Genomic DNA, 14,327 nt, shown 5'->3' on the forward strand with positions numbered 1-14,327 from the left:
CGACGACAACCCGTACGTGCAAGAAACGTCTAGGACACGGGCGACTCGAGGAGGCGCAGCTCTCGGGACGTGGCGTCGACCGCGGCCCGGACCCCGACGGGCATCGGCAGATTGGGGCCGGTATGTCCGAAGTCGACTCCCGCGAGGATCGGGAAGTCGTAGTCGGCCAGCACGTCGAGCACGACCTCCTGCACCGAGACAGGTCCGAACGGGGCGTCGGCGGGGATCTCGACGTCGAGGGGAATGCCCACGACCATCGCGCCGACGCGGTCGAAGACGCCGTTCATGCGCAGCACGTGGAGCTGGTTCCAGACGTGGCCGAGGTTGCGGCCGACGTCCTCCCAGAAGAGGACCGCGCCGTCCCACGTCTCGGGCGGGAGCGCGTACGGGGAGGCCTCGACGTTGATGAGGCGGTCGAGGAGGCCGCCGACGAGCCGGCCGGTCGCGCGGCCCGGCCGCCAGGTCTCCCAGGCGGCGTCGGCGGGGAGCGACACCTCGCCGATCGCGCCGGTGAGGAGGCCGTTCAGGAGGTCGCGGATCTCCCGGTGCCGTTCGGCCGCGGCGTCCTCCCAGAAGAGGCCGCTCAGGCCGGGCGCGAAGTCGGCGTGCATGCCGACGAGGCCGGTCTGCGAGTGCAGGGCCAGGTGGAGGGCGGTGATGTCGCTGAATCCGAGGAGGGGCTTGGGGTCGCGGCGGACCGCGTCGTAGTCGATGCGGTCGAGGTACGCGGTGGTGGCGTTGCCGCCGGAGAACGGGATGATCGCGCGGACCTCGGGGTCGTTCAGCAGCTCGTTGAGCTCGGCGGCCTGGGCCTCGGGCGGGGCGGCGCGCCAGTAGTGGTGCGCGGCGGCGGCGACCAGGGGCGTGTGGCGCACGCGGTAGCCCAGTTCCTCCAGGACGCCGGTGACGGCGTCGAGCTGATCGCGGCGGTGCGGCATCCGCGGCCCCGAGGGGGCCGCGATCGCGATCAGGTCGCCGGGGTTGAGCCGCTTGGGGCGCAAGGGTTCCATGTGGTGTCGCCTCCTGGGGACGGGTCGGGGCCGGGACCAGCCTAGCGGCGGTCCCGGCCCGGGTGCAATCCCTGGTTGCAAGCGTTATCTGACTACGGGATCGACCACCGCGGCGGCCCGGCGGGCCCGGGCGACGGTGATCGCGACCCCGGCGGCGGCCAGGAGGACCGAGGCCGCGTAGGCGGCGAGCGAGGCGGCGTCGGGGGCGGTGAACGCCTGGCCGCGGACGGCCTGCCAGCCGGCGGTCGCGAACACCCCGAGGTATCCGACGGCGATCGAGCGGACGATCCCGGCGCGGACCCGGTCGTCGCGCAGCCACGCCCGGCGGGCCGCCAGGAAGCCCAGCAGCATCCCGACGCCGATGAGGACCTGGATGCCGTGCAGGCCGATGAAGTGCGCGACCCGCATGTCGCCGCCGGTGGTCGACCAGCCGGTGAGGACCATGCCGTTGCCGTCGAGGTCGCCGACGCCGTGCCCGGCGTTCAGCGGGATCTCGTCCCCGTTGGCGTCGAGCTGGGTGCGCTGGCCCTGGCCGCCGACGGTGACGATGAAGAACGCGGCGAACATGCCGAGGCTCGACAGGGCCAGGCCCCAGCGGATCACGGCCGTGACGGCGCGGTCGCCGATGCGCTGGAACAGGACCAGCACCGCGATGGCGGCGTTCGCGAGGAACATGACCGGCACGAACTGGAAGGCCAGCTGCACGACCTGGTTGAACGGGTCGTCGGAGGCGTTGAAGTGGCTGTAGGTGCCCATCGCGGCCGCCGCGACGATCACGCCGACCTCGGCCGCGCTCACGACGGCGAACACGGTGCCGAAGACCCAGCCGGTGCGCCGCAGCTTCGTCATGTGCGATAGCAGCCAGGCGAGCGACAGGCAGTAGGCGAAGAACGAGAAGCCGAACTTGAACGACTTGATCCAGACGCTCTCGCCGAGGATCTGCCGGTCGTCGAACGGGATCGCGGCGAGCGAGGCGAGGGCGACGACGCCGCACGCGATCCCGAGGACCAGCAGCGGCCGGTGCCAGCGGCGGCCGCCGTGCGTCAGCGCGAGACCGGCCTCGGCGGCGCGCTCGGCGGCGCGTCCGGCGGCGGAGTGGCGGCCCGGGGTCCTGGGGCGGGGGGCGGTGATGACCGGGGTAGTGCTCATGGGAACGACGGTATTTCCGATCCGGTTGCCGCACACTGACGCTCACCGCCGAAAACCCGGTAGGGCCTGCCATACCGACCCCGCTCCGCTGCGGCGATGACGACGGTCGCGGGGCTCGCGGTGGTGTCGGTCGCGGCCGTGGGGCATCTGGGGGCGCTCGGCGGCTGATCGGGAGCGGCTCGGCGGTCGCGAAAGCGTCCGAAGTGTGCATTCCGGGTGGCGGTGCGGCGGATTCCAAACGGAGTCCGCGTGAACGCTTGCGCGTTCATGTCGCCGTAACGAGGATGTGACGAATGAGCTCTAATCTCAGTCGCATCTTGGACAGCGTGGACCCGTTCATCGGTACGGCCGCTACCGATCTGCCCGCGGCGCAGGGGCTGGCCGCCGCTTGGTGGTGGCCGAAGGCCCAGGTGGGGAACACCCACCCGGGCGCCTGCTACCCGCTGGGGATGGTCTCGGCGTGCGCGTGCTCGGGGGCCTACCCGACCGGGTACGGCCTGTACGGGATCTCCACCGAGGGCGCCCCGACGCGCATGTACGACGACTACCTCGCCAGCGGCTTCACCCACTTCCAGCAGTCCGGCACCGGCGCGATCCGCAAGTACTACAACTACTTCCGCGTCACGCCGATGATCGAGCCGCTCGACTCCCTCGGGAACCGGTGGCGGCTCCGGGACGAGGAGGCCTCGCCCGGGTACTACGCCGCGACGCTGGAGAACGGCATCCGCTGCGAGCTGACCGTGGGCGCGAAGACCGCCGTGCACCGGTACACGTTCCCCGAGTCGTCGTCCTCGCGAGTGGTGCTCGACTTCTCGTACGGCGGCCTCGCGATCGAGCACGGCACCACCGTGCCGCTGCGCGCCGGCATCGAGAGCCTCGGGCAGGGCAGCGCGCAGGGCACCGTCGTCATGGAGGGCATCCCGCTGTCGGTGTACATCGACACCGACGCGCCCGGGTGGCGCCAGCTCGTCTGGTACGACCGGCGGCGCGTCGACGGCGGCACCAGGCTCGACTTCGACTACATCCGCCGCACCACGCTGCGCCCGTTCGGCCTCATGTTCATGGGGCCCACCAGGGCCGGGCAGGTCGTCGAGATCCGCATGGGCTTCTCCATGCGCGGCACCGAGCAGGCGCGGAAGAACCTCGAGCAGGCCCTCCCCGGCGAGGCCGGGTTCGACCGGGCCCTCGGCGACGCCCGCGGGGCGTGGTCGGACTACTTCTCCCAGGTCGAGGTCCAGGGCGGCACCCCCGAGCGCCGCCAGGTGTTCGCGACCAGCCTGTACCACTCGCTCATCAAGCCGTGCTTCGCGCAGGACGAGAGCCCGTTCTGGCCCTCCAAGGGCCCGTTCGTGTTCGACATCGCGACCATGTGGGACATGTACAAGACCCAGTTCCCGCTGCTCACGGCCCTGAACCCGGCCAAGGGCGCCGACATGCTGGAGGCGATCGTGCGGATCGCCGAGGAGGAGGGGAACCTCCCCATCGGCTACCGGATGGCCCGCGGCTCCGACCGGTTCTTCCGGCAGGCGTCCGCGCTCGCCCACACCGTCCTCGCCGACGGGTTCCAGCTCGGCCTCGAAGGGCCCGAATGGGACTGGGCCCTCGTCCACATGCAGGACGACCTGCGCCGCGGCTACGGCGAGGACTACACCGAACGCGGCGTCGTCCACCCCATCAGCCACACCCTCGACCTCGCCACCGGCTACTGGTGCACCGCGATCGTCGCCCGCGGCCTCGGCGACCTCAAGCTCGCCGACGAACTGGAGGCGAAGGCCCGCCACTGGATCAACGCGTTCGGCCCCGACGGGCTCCTGCGCGACTCCTCCTTCTACGAGGGCGGCCGCTGGAACTACTCGTTCCGGCTCCTCCACGACATGGCCTCGCGCATCGAGCTCGCCGGCGGCGACAAGGAGTTCACCGCGATCCTCGACCGGTTCTTCGGGTTCGGCGCCGACCCGGTCGTGCAGCTCGGCACGCCGCCGTTCGGCACCGAGTTCGCGATCGGCCTCGACCTCGACCGGTTCGAGGGCCTGAACAACGAGCCCGACATGGAGGCCCCCTGGGCCTACCACTACGCGGGCCGGCCCGACCGGACCGCCGAGATCGTTCACGCCGCCCTCGCCCACCAGTTCGGGACCGGGCGCGGCGGACTCGTCGGCAACGACGACTCCGGGGCCCTGTCCTCGTGGTACGTGTGGGCGTCGCTGGGGCTGTTCCCCGTCGCCGGCCAGAACCTGTTCCTCGTCAACGCCCCCGCGTTCGCCGAAGCGCAGCTCCGCTTCGGCGGCAACGACTTCGAGGTGGTCACGACCGGCCACACCGAGACCGGCATCGGCGAGGACGCCCGCGGCGCCGCCCCGCAGTACGTCCAGTCCGCCCGCTTCAACGGCCGGCCCCTGGACCACAGCTTCATCACCGGCAACCAGCTGCACGGCGGCGGGCGGCTGGAGATCGAGCTCGGCGCCGCACCCTCCGACTGGGCGACGAAGACGCGCCCCCCGTCCGCCTCCGACCGCACCGACCACGCTCGGGGCGCCGGAGCCCGCTTCCAGGAGTTCCTACCGTGACCCAGCAGTCCCGCCGCCTGATCATCGTCGTCAGGGCCGACCCGGTCATCTGCGGCCACGCCACCGAGGCCCGCGGCCTCGCGGAGGTCGCGCTCACCCGCGGCTTCGACGACGTGCGCATCGTGACCTGGCCCATCGACGCCCTCCAGGCGGCGGGACTGCCCCTCAAACCGCTCGACGAGCTCCTCCCGTACTCCGCGGGCATCACCGTCGAGCGGCCCGGCCCCGTCGGGGACTACCGCGTCCCCGACGGCCGCCACCTCCTCGGCATGACCGGCCGCCTCTTCGAGCTGTTCACCGACGGCGTCCCCACCGTGTGCATGTCGATGTACCTGTCCCCGCACGCGAACGCCGTCGTCGACGCCCTCCGGTCGGTGCGCGCCGCCGGGATCGACGCCGACGTCACCACCATCGCCGAAGCGGTCGGCTCCGACATCACCAACGTCGTGCGCGGCTGCCTCGCCCGCGGCGAGCTCGGCGCCGCCGCCGCCCTGTTCACCACCTACCTCGCCAACGACCGGTGCGTCGCGGTGTCCCAGTACACGAAGGACCTCATCGCCGACGAGGCCGAGCAGGTCGACCGCGCCTGCGGGACCCGCTTCGCCGCCGAGGTCGACGCCCGCGTCCAGGTCTCCTACCCCGCCGTCGACGCGAGCCGGTACACCGGCCTCGACGCCTCGCCCGAGCGCCGCGCCGCCGTCGACGCCGCCCTGGCCGCGCGCGGCCTCGAACGCGGCAAGTACGTCCTGTTCCTCTCCCGCGTCGCCGCCGCGAAGGGCGCCGACGACCTCATCGCCGCCCACCGCGACTCCCACGCCTACAAGACCCACCGGCTCGTCATCGCCGGGACCGGCCCCGCGCTGGCCGAGACGAAGGTGTTCGCCGAGGGCGACGAGCGCGTCCTGTTCCTCTCCGACGTCAGCGACGACGAGAAGCCCCTGCTCATGAACGGGTGCGCGGCGTACGCGCTGCCGTCGAAGCCCCGCCCCGAGTTCGTCGAGACGTTCGGGATCGCGCTGGTCGAGAAGATGCTCGCCGGCGGCGGCCCCGTCATCACCACCCGCACCGGCGGCATCCCCGAGGCCGTGGGGGACCACGCGATCGAGGTGCCGCCCGCCGACCGCGAGGCCCTCGCCGCCGCCATCGACCGGGCCGTGGGCATGGAACCGGCCGAACGCGAGGAGCGCGCGGCCCGCGCCCGCGCGTACGCGATGCGCTTCGACCGCACCGCCGTCTTCGACAACCTCTTCGCCGGTCTCGCCGCCCCCGTCGCATAGGCCGCGACCTGCGGCGGCGCGCCTCCGCAGAAAAAGTCCGAGGAATCTTCGGAACGGGGGCAACCTTCGGGGCGTCCGCGGCAACTAGGGGACGGTGCGGCAACCCGGCTCGCCGCACCGCACATCTACCGGAGGGAGCGACCGCGATGTCCTCACCGACTTTCCCCGTCACCCCCGCCATGGCGCGCCCGTAACGACTCCGGTTCCGACGGATGGGCTTCCTGCCATGGGAGATCGACAGGCGCGGGCACCGGGGGTGCCTGCGCCTGTCGTGCAACGGAACGTGAGGGGGTCTCGGTCGTGCTGCTAGAATCGCCTCCCCGCAACGCGACTGGAAGGCCCCCGTTGGACGTCCCCGCCAAGCTGGAGGAAGACGCCTTCCGCGCCTTCTTCGAGCGGCACCACGCCGAGCTGGCGCGTTTCGCGTGGATGCTCATCGGCGATCGCGCCGCCGCGGAGGACATCGCCTCGGACGCCATGCTCGCGGTGTGGCGCCAGTGGGACCAGGCCCGGCGGGCCCGCTCCCAGATCGCGTACGCGCGCGGCATCGTCGCCAACCTCGCCAAGGCCCGCATCCGCGCCGCCGTGCGCGAGCGCCGCCGCAACACCCTCTTCTGGCAGCGCCCCACCGACGCCGCCGACGGCCCCGACACGGCCGCGGTCCTCGACGTGCGCGCCGCCCTCGACCGGCTCCCCCTGCGCCGCCGCGCCTGCGTGGTGCTGCGCCACTCCCTCGAACTGTCCGAGCGCGAGACCGCCGAGGCCCTCGGCGTCTCCGTCGGCACCGTCAAGAGCCAGACCTCGAAGGGCCTCGCCGAGCTGCGGCGCCTCCTCGGCGCGCCCGGCGACGGGCCCGCGCGCACCGCGATCAGGAACGGGGTGGGGCCGTGAACGACGAACTGCCCGACCGGCTCAGGGTCACCGCCGAGGAGTTCGAGCCCGACACGGGCCGGATGTGGACGCGGATCGCCGACGGCATGCGCGAACCGCGCGGGGCCGCCGCGCCCGCCGAGCGCCGCCGGCTCGTCCCCCACCTCGCGATGGCGACCGGCGCGGCCGTCGTCCTCATCGGCGGCGTCGTCCTCTTCGGACAGATGCTGGGCTTCGGGCCCTCCGCCGACCCCGACCCCGCGCCGCCCGCCGCCGGGCCCGGGACGCAGTCCGGCGAGCCCAGCGAGAGCGAGCCCGACGCGAGCACCGCGGCCGAGGGCGGCGGGCCCTCCGAGACCGGCAGCGGCCCCGACGCCACCGACGAGGCGACCACCGGCGGCGACGACGCCCCCGCGGCCCCCGACTGGCTGCACGGCGCCGGCGAGATCGACGCCAACAACACCGAGTACTTCACGCAGTCGGAGATCCTGTTCTCCACCGACCGCGGCCTCGCCGAGGTCGAGATCGAGCTGCGGCTCGCCGAAGGCGAAGGCCTCGCGTTCATCCAGTCGTGGACGACCGACGACAACCTCTTCGAGAAGGCGGTCCTGACCAGCGAGGACGGCTACTCGGTCCTGCGGTGGACCCTCAAGGACGGCGTGGTCGTGCCCCCCGGCATCGAATACACGCTCGCGGGCCAGTTCGACCCCAACGGGGGTCCGCGCAGCGGCGAGGGCGACTCGTTCACGATCACCGCCACGGACGAGGACGGTGGAACCGGCACCCTCGAAGGCGGTTTCTAGTCCTCGTCGACCCCAGAGCAGGCGCGGGGGCCGGTCGCGACAGCCGGCCCCCGCACCGGCACCGTCAGGGCCCGTGCCGCGAATCAGACCGGTCGTTATCGGGAGTACGGGCCCTAGAAGCCGACGAGTTCGAACGCGGTCGCGAACGGGACGCCGAAGCGCTCGCCCGTCGCCTGCGCGAACTGCGTGAGGAACCCGCGCGCATAGGTCTCCGGGTCCTCGTCGGTGAGCGCCGAGAGGTACGCGCGGTGCTCCAGCAGCGAGGCGATCCCGGCCTCCATCGTGCCGGTGACGTCGACCGCGTGCGTCGACTGCGGCGACGCGGCGAGCGCGACCCACCGGACCCCGCCCCACGGCTCCAGGCCCTGTGCGGCGAGCTCGGGGAAGATCCACCGGTTCCCGGCGTCGTTGGCGGCGTCGAGGACCGACTCGCCGACGGCCCGGTGGTCGGCGGAGTTCCAGGTGCCCGGCACGAAGTGGTCGCGCCGGTTCAGCGTCACGATGAGCTCGGGCCGGTGGCGGCGGATCGCGGCCGTCAGGTCGCGGCGCAGCGCGACGCCCGCCTCGATGACCCCGTCCCTGTGGTCGAGGAACTCGACGGTGGAGACGCCGACGACCGCGGCCGAGGCGCGCTGCTCGGCGTCGCGGACCGGCGCGCACTCCTCGGGGCTCATCGTGTCGATGCCCGCCTCGCCGCGGCTGACCATGAGGTACGCGACCTCGCGGCCCTCGCCCGTCCAGCGGGCGACGGCCGCGGCGGCGCCGTACTCCATGTCGTCGGGGTGCGCCACGATCGCCAGCGCGCGGGTCCAGTCCTCGGGCATCGCAAGGAGTTCGCTCATGCCCCGATTATGCGCCCGCGGGCCGGCGGCCGCCCGGGGCCCGGTTCAGCAGTCGCAGGAGACGCCGCTCGACGGGGCGGTGAGCGGGTCGGGGCGGCCGCGCTCGACGCCGGCGTCGGTGGCGACCGGGAGGCCTTCGCGCACCCAGTACTCGTAGCCGCCCATCATGTACTTCACCTGGTAGCCGAGCTTCGCGAACTCGATCGCGGCCCGGTAGGCGCCGTTGCAGCCGGGACCCCAGCAGTAGACGACGACGGGCTTGGCCGCGTCCACGAGCTCGGCGGCGCGGGCGGCGATCTCGTCGGTCGGCAGGTGCACGGCGCCGGGCACGCGGCCCTGGAACCAGGCGGCCGCGCCGCGCGAGTCGACGAGCGTGAAGCCCGGGTCCTCGGCGTCGAGGGCGGCGTGGACGTCGGAGACGTCGCTGCTGTAGGCCATCAGGCCGGTGAAGTGGGCGAGCGCGTCGGCGGGGGAGGCCGGGGGCACGCGCAGCACGGCGTTCTCGTTCGTTCCCATGCTTCGAAGCTACATGCCGGTACAAACAAATGTTTGCATCGGTACAAAGTCCGCCACTGGTCGGGACGAGGGTAGCGTAGACGCCGAACCGCATCCGAGGAAAGAGGCACCGATGGCTCCCACCGCACCGACCGTCCGGCTCGCACACGGCGCCGACATGCCGCGCCTGGGTCTGGGCACCTGGCCCATGGACGACGCCGAGGCCGAGCGGGTGATCGCCGAGGCGGTCGGCATCGGCTACCGGCTCGTCGACACGGCCGAGAACTACCGCAACGAGCGCGGCGTCGGCCTGGGGCTCAAGGCCTCCGGCGTCGCCCGCGAGGAGCTGTTCGTCACCAGCAAGTTCAACCGGGAGTGGCACGGCGTCGACCTCGCCGCCGAGGCCGCCGAGCGCCGCCTCGACCTGCTCGGTCTCGACTACCTCGACCTGCTGCTCATCCACTGGCCCAACCCGCAGCACGGCAAGTACACCGAGGCCTGGCAGGGCCTGGTCCGGCTGCTGGAGTCCGGGCGCGTCAAGGCGATCGGCACCTCGAACTTCAAGCCCGCGCACCTCGACCGGGTCATCGACGCCACCGGGGTCGTCCCCGACGTCAACCAGATCCAGCTCAGCCCGTACACCACCCGCGCCGAGTCCCGCGCCTACGACGCCGCGAAGGGGATCGTCACCCAGTCCTGGTCCCCGATCGGCGGCGCGGGCGGCGAGGTCCGGAAGGACCCGGTGGTCACCGCGCTGGCCGAGAAGTACGGGCGCACGCCGGGGCAGATCGTGCTCCGCTGGCACCTGGAGCTGGGCCTGGCGGTCGCGGTGAAGTCCTCCGACCCCGCGCGCCTGGAGCAGAACCTCGACGTGTTCGGCTTCGAGCTCGAGCCGGCCGACGTCGCAGCCCTGACGGCCCTCGACCGCGGCGAGGGCGCGGCCGCGGACTCCGACGAGTTCGGGCACTAGACGCACGTAGCGGCGGCACCGGGGTTCCGGTGCCGCCGTTCGCATGCCGCCGGTCAGTCGGCGTCGGGGACCCAGCGGAGCACGTCGCCGGGCTGGCAGTCGAGGACCCGGCAGATCGCCTCCAGGGTCGAGAACCGCACCGCCTTCGCACGCCCGTTCTTGAGGACCGCGACGTTCGCGGGGCTGATCCCCACGGCCTCGGCGAACTCGCCCACGGACATGCCGCGCGCGGCCAGCAGGACGTCGATGTCGACCGCGATGGCCATCAGACGACCCCGGCCATCTCGGTCCGCAGCTCGGTGGCCTTGCGCAGCAGGCCCTTCATGATGAGGGTGAACATCGCGAACGCCGCGCCGCCGCCCGCGCATACGACGAGCCCGCCGAGGTCGCCCAGGAGGCGCATCTCGTCGGCGCCGCTCCCGAACACGAAGATGTAGGCGGCCGCGAGCAGCGCGATCGCGGTGGCGACGGCGGTGGCCCAGACGACGACGTCGACCCAGCGGAACGACCGCTCGCTGAAGATCGCGTCGCCCTCGATCATGCCGAGGAGCCGCCAGGTCGCGACGAGCACGATCTGCACGCAGGCGATGCCCGCGATGGCAGCGGGCACGAGGGCGGTCACCATCTCGGGGCCGTATGCCTGGGCGACGTCTTCGGCGAGCGAGTTCGGCACGACCATGATCTGACCGAACAGCCCGGCGAGGAAGGCGGCGGCGAGGGCCATCCGCAGCATCAGGATGAGGAATGCGTTCATACATCGATTCTCGATCGGTATCTATCGATAGTCAATAGATACCGATCGAAAATCGAGAGAGGGCACGATTCGGTGAGTCAATGGCCGCCTTGACCGTGCCGGGCGCGGAACTGACGGTGCCGGGTGGGAGTACCGGCCGTGCCGCGCCTGGGAGCCGACTGAGCCCGATCACGACCCTGCCGGTTGCGGGCGCTGGCCGGCCGACTGCGACGCTGTTGCGCCTGCTCCAGGGTGTTGGCTGTGCCAGGTGCGGAGCCGTCCGCGACCGGGTGCGGATTCTGACCACAACCGGTCGAGACCGACTGCGACCGGCCGCGACCGTCTCGCGCCTGTGCAACATCCTGGAGCCGACCGTTCCACGGGGGCCTGCCGATCCACGAGGGCCGACCGCGGGCACCGATCCCAGGCGCACCGGCCCGCGCCGACGATCGGGATACCGGAGAACGCGAGGCGCACGATGCGGGCGCGTGGCGCGGGCCGCCCGTCAGACGGCGAGGAGCGTCATCTCCATGCCGCGGATGCGGGCCGCGTCGGTGATCCCCTCCATCGCCGTGATCCGGCCGTCCTCCACCGTGAACACCAGCACCCGCGTGGGCAGCGGCTGGCCCGCGATCGACGAGACCGTCCCGATCCGCCCGTCCACGAGCACCAGCTGCGCCTGGGTCGCCATGGCCGCGAACGTCACCGCGCCGCCCGCGATCGTGGCCGCGCCGCGCAGGATCATCCCGACCCCGGCAGCGTCGGTCCGCAGCGTCACGTCCGGGTCGAGCACCGACACCAGCGCGTCGAAGTCCCCTTCGCGCGCCGCCGACATGAACGCCTCGACCACCGCGCGCTGGCGCGCCGTGTCCCGGTGCTCCGGCTCGCCCGTCCCCCGCACCCGGGCGCGGGCCCGGCTCGCGAGCTTCCGCGCCGCCGTAGGGGTCCGGTCGACGATCTGGGCGATCTCGTCGAACGGCACACCGAACATGTCGTGCAGCACGAACGCCAACCGCTCGGCCGGCTCCAGGGTCTCCAGCACCACCAGGAGCGCGAGCCCCACCGAATCGGCCATCACCGCCTCGGACTCGGGGTCGACCGGCGCGCCGGTCAGCGTCGGCAGCGCGGTCGGCTCCGGCCCGGTCTCGGGGATCGGCTGCTCGGCCCGGGACCTGCGCCGCCGCAACTGGTCCAGGCACACCCGGCCCACCACCGTCGTCAGCCACCCGGAGAGGTTCACGATCCGCTCGGTGTCGCTGGCGGCCAGGCGGAACCACGCCTCCTGGACGGCGTCCTCGGCCTCCCCCGAAGACCCGAGCATCCGGAACGCCACCGCCACCAACCGCGGCCGGTCGTCCTCGAATCGGCGTGCGAGCCACTGGTCGTCGGTCATGTCCGGTCCCTCCTCATGCATGCGGTCACTCATATGACGCAACAGCTGCGACGAATGTGACCGCCCGGGGCTGCCTGCAGCTCAGCCGCTCTCCTGTGCGGATGATCCCGCCTGAAGCCTGAAGCCTGAAGCCTGAAGCCTGAAGCCTGGCGTCGCGAATGCGTGCCGTCTGAACCCGGTGATGCCTGGTCCTCGGTGCCTCCTCATGGATAGGTGTCGTCGGGTGTCTGCTTGGTGCAGCGGTGTGGTGTGCGGTCCGCTGGTGGTGCCGTGTGCCTCGTTCTGAGCACGTGCTCCCCGGAGTGAGGTGATCCCGCCCGGAGGTCTCCCATCCCCTTGCGACCCTTCCCAGGGCCCGGGATGGAACCCGATGGCACTGAGGGTTGAGACCCGCCCGACCGCCCGGTGCGGTACGGGGTTCTCGAAACCAGCCAGAGGTACGGTCCCGGCCAGAGGCTTGTCTCAGTCTGCTTGCACCTGCCGCCGACTGTACTGATTTCGCGTCCCTGTGCGTACACCAATTGTCTCACCTGTATCAGGGGGTGTCATCACTCAATCGAGTGGCAAATCTTCAGCCTGGCTTCAGGTTCGGTTGCAGCCCAACAAATTCCGGCCGTCCCCCGCGCCCGGGCGCGCCTCACAGGCCCGTCCCGCCCATTCCCGGATCCGCCTCGCGGGCGCCGTCCCGCCTTATCCCGCCCCGCGGCCGTACGTGCCTGACAAGCCCTCGTCTCGCACTCAAGTGCTCCCCACGATTCCGGTCGCCGCCGACGACGTCTTTTTCATTGGTGCGCTTGGAGGTACGCACGCGGTTCGGCCCGCTGAGGCGGCCTCGGCGGGCCGCCCCAGCGGTGCATCTCGCCGTCCCGGCCTCCGCTCAGCCGAGGAGCCAGACGACCGCCAGCTCCCTGGCTCGGGCGATGGTGCGGTCTGGGTTCGCCGCGAGCCACGGATGGCGGGAGGTCTGGCGGCACAGGACCGTGTAGAGGGCCTGGCTCCGCGGGTGGACGTCGAGCGCTTCCAGCAAGTGCGGTTCGCCGTAGAGCGAACGGATCACCGCTTCGACGGCGAGGTAGTCCGGTGGCGGTTCGGTACAGCGGTGGGCAGCGCGGACTTCGCCCATGAAGTCCGTGAGCACATCATGATCGACCGGACCCGCACCGAGCCCGGCCCCGGGGCCGAAGCGGTGTTCGAGGCACACCGCTGCGGCGGCGCGGAGCAGATCGACGGCGATGCCGTGGTCGTGCGCGCGGAACCGCTCGCGCAGTCTCGCGGCACGGTCCAGGTCGCCGGTGATCAGCGCGGCGAGGTGGTCGTGGTGCAGCGGTTGCAGTTGTTCAGTGGTCATCCTTCACACCTCCTGCTCGTCGGCGGCATCGCCGGTTTCAGTGATGTCCCGGAACGGCTTCGCCGAACGCGGGGCCGGTCCGGGTGTCGACCGGTCGCCGATGGCTCGGTCGGTTCCCGGCGCGGGCGAGTGGGCGTTGTCTGGGCCGATCCGGCTCCCCTGCGGCGCTTCGGCCTCTGCAGTGGCGCCGACCTCCCGGAAGATGTCGGTGCGGAGTTCGTCGGCGAGGTCGAAGCGTTCGGTCAGGGCGGCATCGGTGCTCTCCGGGTCGACCAGCTCGGTCATGACCGCCCACAGGTAGCCGGGCTGCTCACTGAGCGGGATCTCGTTGAACCAGTGAGACTCTCCGCAGACGGCCCGCACCAGCGCCTCGGCGCGGATCGCCATGAAGCCCGGGCTCGCGGTGCGGTGCTTCTCGTGCAGGTGCTTGGTGAGCGCGGCGAGGTCCGATGGGTCGGGGCGGTCGCCGTACTCCTCGTAGACGACCTGCGTGAACAGCGAGATCAGGAACACCATGTGCGCCAAGCGCTGCGCTTCGCCGATGTCCATCGCCAGAGCGAGTGCCCCGGCAGTGTCGCCTCGCAGGCGGGCGGTCGCGTGGGCCCGGAACAGGGCGGTCTGTGCCGCCCTCGGCGATGTCTCCGCCGGCGGCCGCGCGGACCTGGCCGGTCTCGACACGGTCAGGGCGGCTGGATCGGTCGGGTCTGATGTGTCGGCCGGCTCGGTCGCGTCGGCGAGGTGGGGCGAGTCGGTCGGGTCGGTCGGTCCCGCGGCCGTGAATGCGGATGCCGCGAGTGGTTCGGCCTGTGATTCGGCCGGAGGGATGGCGGGGAACTCGACAGTGGATGGAATGTCGTCGTGCGTCATGGT

Annotated in this window: 14 protein-coding genes; 5 read left to right on the forward strand and 9 right to left on the reverse strand. The window is 72.0% G+C overall.

Features of this window, described 5'->3' with window-relative positions:
- Window positions 1-29 precede the first annotated feature (29 nt).
- Both ABD419_RS02475 and ABD419_RS02480 read right to left on the reverse strand, forming a co-directional pair.
- Window positions 30-1,010, reverse strand: a complete 981-nt coding sequence (locus tag ABD419_RS02475; protein ID WP_344481299.1) for a S66 peptidase family protein — start codon at window positions 1,008-1,010, stop codon at window positions 30-32.
- Between the two features lie 84 nt (window positions 1,011-1,094).
- Window positions 1,095-2,159, reverse strand: coding sequence for a hypothetical protein (locus ABD419_RS02480; protein WP_344481300.1), 1,065 nt, complete (start codon window positions 2,157-2,159; stop codon window positions 1,095-1,097).
- 293 nt (window positions 2,160-2,452) lie between these two features.
- On the opposite strand from ABD419_RS02480, the gene ABD419_RS02485 reads away from it, so the two are divergent.
- From ABD419_RS02485 to ABD419_RS02500, 4 genes are all read left to right on the forward strand, one after another.
- Window positions 2,453-4,726 carry a glycoside hydrolase domain-containing protein gene (locus ABD419_RS02485; protein ID WP_344481303.1) on the forward strand — a complete coding sequence of 758 codons (2,274 nt, stop codon included), beginning with the start codon at window positions 2,453-2,455 and terminating at the stop codon, window positions 4,724-4,726.
- Window positions 4,723-6,003 (forward strand): glycosyltransferase, encoded by a 1,281-nt coding sequence (locus ABD419_RS02490; RefSeq protein WP_344481306.1) that lies wholly within the window; start codon window positions 4,723-4,725, stop codon window positions 6,001-6,003. Before ABD419_RS02485 ends, ABD419_RS02490 begins: the two co-directional genes overlap by 4 nt.
- A gap of 345 nt (window positions 6,004-6,348) precedes the next feature.
- Window positions 6,349-6,894 (forward strand): SigE family RNA polymerase sigma factor, encoded by a 546-nt coding sequence (locus tag ABD419_RS02495; protein WP_344481309.1) that lies wholly within the window; start codon window positions 6,349-6,351, stop codon window positions 6,892-6,894.
- Window positions 6,891-7,676: a hypothetical protein gene (locus ABD419_RS02500; protein WP_344481311.1), complete on the forward strand. Its 786-nt coding sequence runs from the start codon at window positions 6,891-6,893 to the stop codon at window positions 7,674-7,676. Before ABD419_RS02495 ends, ABD419_RS02500 begins: the two co-directional genes overlap by 4 nt.
- A 113-nt stretch (window positions 7,677-7,789) precedes the next feature.
- On the opposite strand, the gene ABD419_RS02505 is transcribed toward ABD419_RS02500, so the two are convergent.
- Together ABD419_RS02505 and ABD419_RS02510 are read right to left on the reverse strand one after the other, a co-directional pair.
- Window positions 7,790-8,518, reverse strand: coding sequence for a PIG-L deacetylase family protein (locus ABD419_RS02505; protein ID WP_344481314.1), 729 nt, complete (start codon window positions 8,516-8,518; stop codon window positions 7,790-7,792).
- Between the two features lie 45 nt (window positions 8,519-8,563).
- Window positions 8,564-9,034, reverse strand: coding sequence for a rhodanese-like domain-containing protein (locus ABD419_RS02510; RefSeq protein WP_344481317.1), 471 nt, complete (start codon window positions 9,032-9,034; stop codon window positions 8,564-8,566).
- A 112-nt stretch (window positions 9,035-9,146) separates the two neighbouring features.
- Between ABD419_RS02510 and ABD419_RS02515 the strand changes: the two genes are divergently transcribed.
- The gene (locus tag ABD419_RS02515) at window positions 9,147-9,983 is read left to right on the forward strand and encodes an aldo/keto reductase (protein WP_344481320.1); all 837 of its coding nucleotides are present in this window, start codon (window positions 9,147-9,149) and stop codon (window positions 9,981-9,983) included.
- 53 nt (window positions 9,984-10,036) lie between these two features.
- Here ABD419_RS02515 and ABD419_RS02520 read toward each other — a convergent pair whose 3' ends face one another.
- The 5 genes from ABD419_RS02520 to ABD419_RS02540 all read right to left on the reverse strand — a co-directional run bounded on the left by ABD419_RS02520 (window position 10,037) and on the right by ABD419_RS02540 (window position 14,324).
- Entirely contained in the window at window positions 10,037-10,249 is a 213-nt protein-coding gene (locus ABD419_RS02520) for a helix-turn-helix domain-containing protein (RefSeq protein WP_344481322.1), read from the reverse strand.
- A complete protein-coding gene (locus ABD419_RS02525) occupies window positions 10,249-10,737 on the reverse strand; it encodes a DUF2975 domain-containing protein (RefSeq protein WP_344481324.1) in 489 nt (162 codons plus the stop codon). The genes ABD419_RS02520 and ABD419_RS02525 overlap by 1 nt, the downstream gene beginning before the upstream one ends.
- Window positions 10,738-11,221: 484 nt before the next feature.
- Window positions 11,222-12,109 carry a sigma-70 family RNA polymerase sigma factor gene (locus tag ABD419_RS02530; RefSeq protein ID WP_344481327.1) on the reverse strand — a complete coding sequence of 296 codons (888 nt, stop codon included), beginning with the start codon at window positions 12,107-12,109 and terminating at the stop codon, window positions 11,222-11,224.
- A gap of 877 nt (window positions 12,110-12,986) precedes the next feature.
- Complete coding sequence (locus tag ABD419_RS02535) at window positions 12,987-13,457, reverse strand: hypothetical protein (protein ID WP_344481329.1); 471 nt, start codon at window positions 13,455-13,457, stop codon at window positions 12,987-12,989.
- A gap of 3 nt (window positions 13,458-13,460) precedes the next feature.
- Entirely contained in the window at window positions 13,461-14,324 is an 864-nt protein-coding gene (locus tag ABD419_RS02540) for a hypothetical protein (RefSeq protein WP_344481331.1), read from the reverse strand.
- Window positions 14,325-14,327: the final 3 nt, after the last annotated feature.

Source organism: Glycomyces endophyticus (genome assembly GCF_039531525.1).
Classification (GTDB): Bacteria; Actinomycetota; Actinomycetes; order Mycobacteriales; family Micromonosporaceae; genus Glycomyces; species Glycomyces endophyticus.

Bases quoted from the DNA above. Each gene is read 5' to 3' on its own strand.
- ABD419_RS02475 (WP_344481299.1), bottom strand. From the start codon at position 1,010: ATGGAACCCTTGCGCCCCAAGCGGCTCAACCCCGGCGACCTGATCGCG.
- ABD419_RS02535 (WP_344481329.1), bottom strand. From the start codon at position 13,457: ATGACCACTGAACAACTGCAACCGCTGCACCACGACCACCTCGCCGCG.
- ABD419_RS02520 (WP_344481322.1), bottom strand. From the start codon at position 10,249: ATGGCCATCGCGGTCGACATCGACGTCCTGCTGGCCGCGCGCGGCATG.
- ABD419_RS02480 (WP_344481300.1), bottom strand. From the start codon at position 2,159: ATGAGCACTACCCCGGTCATCACCGCCCCCCGCCCCAGGACCCCGGGC.
- ABD419_RS02505 (WP_344481314.1), bottom strand. From the start codon at position 8,518: ATGAGCGAACTCCTTGCGATGCCCGAGGACTGGACCCGCGCGCTGGCG.
- ABD419_RS02510 (WP_344481317.1), bottom strand. From the start codon at position 9,034: ATGGGAACGAACGAGAACGCCGTGCTGCGCGTGCCCCCGGCCTCCCCC.
- ABD419_RS02525 (WP_344481324.1), bottom strand. From the start codon at position 10,737: ATGAACGCATTCCTCATCCTGATGCTGCGGATGGCCCTCGCCGCCGCC.
- ABD419_RS02530 (WP_344481327.1), bottom strand. From the start codon at position 12,109: ATGACCGACGACCAGTGGCTCGCACGCCGATTCGAGGACGACCGGCCG.
- ABD419_RS02515 (WP_344481320.1), top strand. From the start codon at position 9,147: ATGGCTCCCACCGCACCGACCGTCCGGCTCGCACACGGCGCCGACATG.
- ABD419_RS02540 (WP_344481331.1), bottom strand. From the start codon at position 14,324: ATGACGCACGACGACATTCCATCCACTGTCGAGTTCCCCGCCATCCCT.
- ABD419_RS02485 (WP_344481303.1), top strand. From the start codon at position 2,453: ATGAGCTCTAATCTCAGTCGCATCTTGGACAGCGTGGACCCGTTCATC.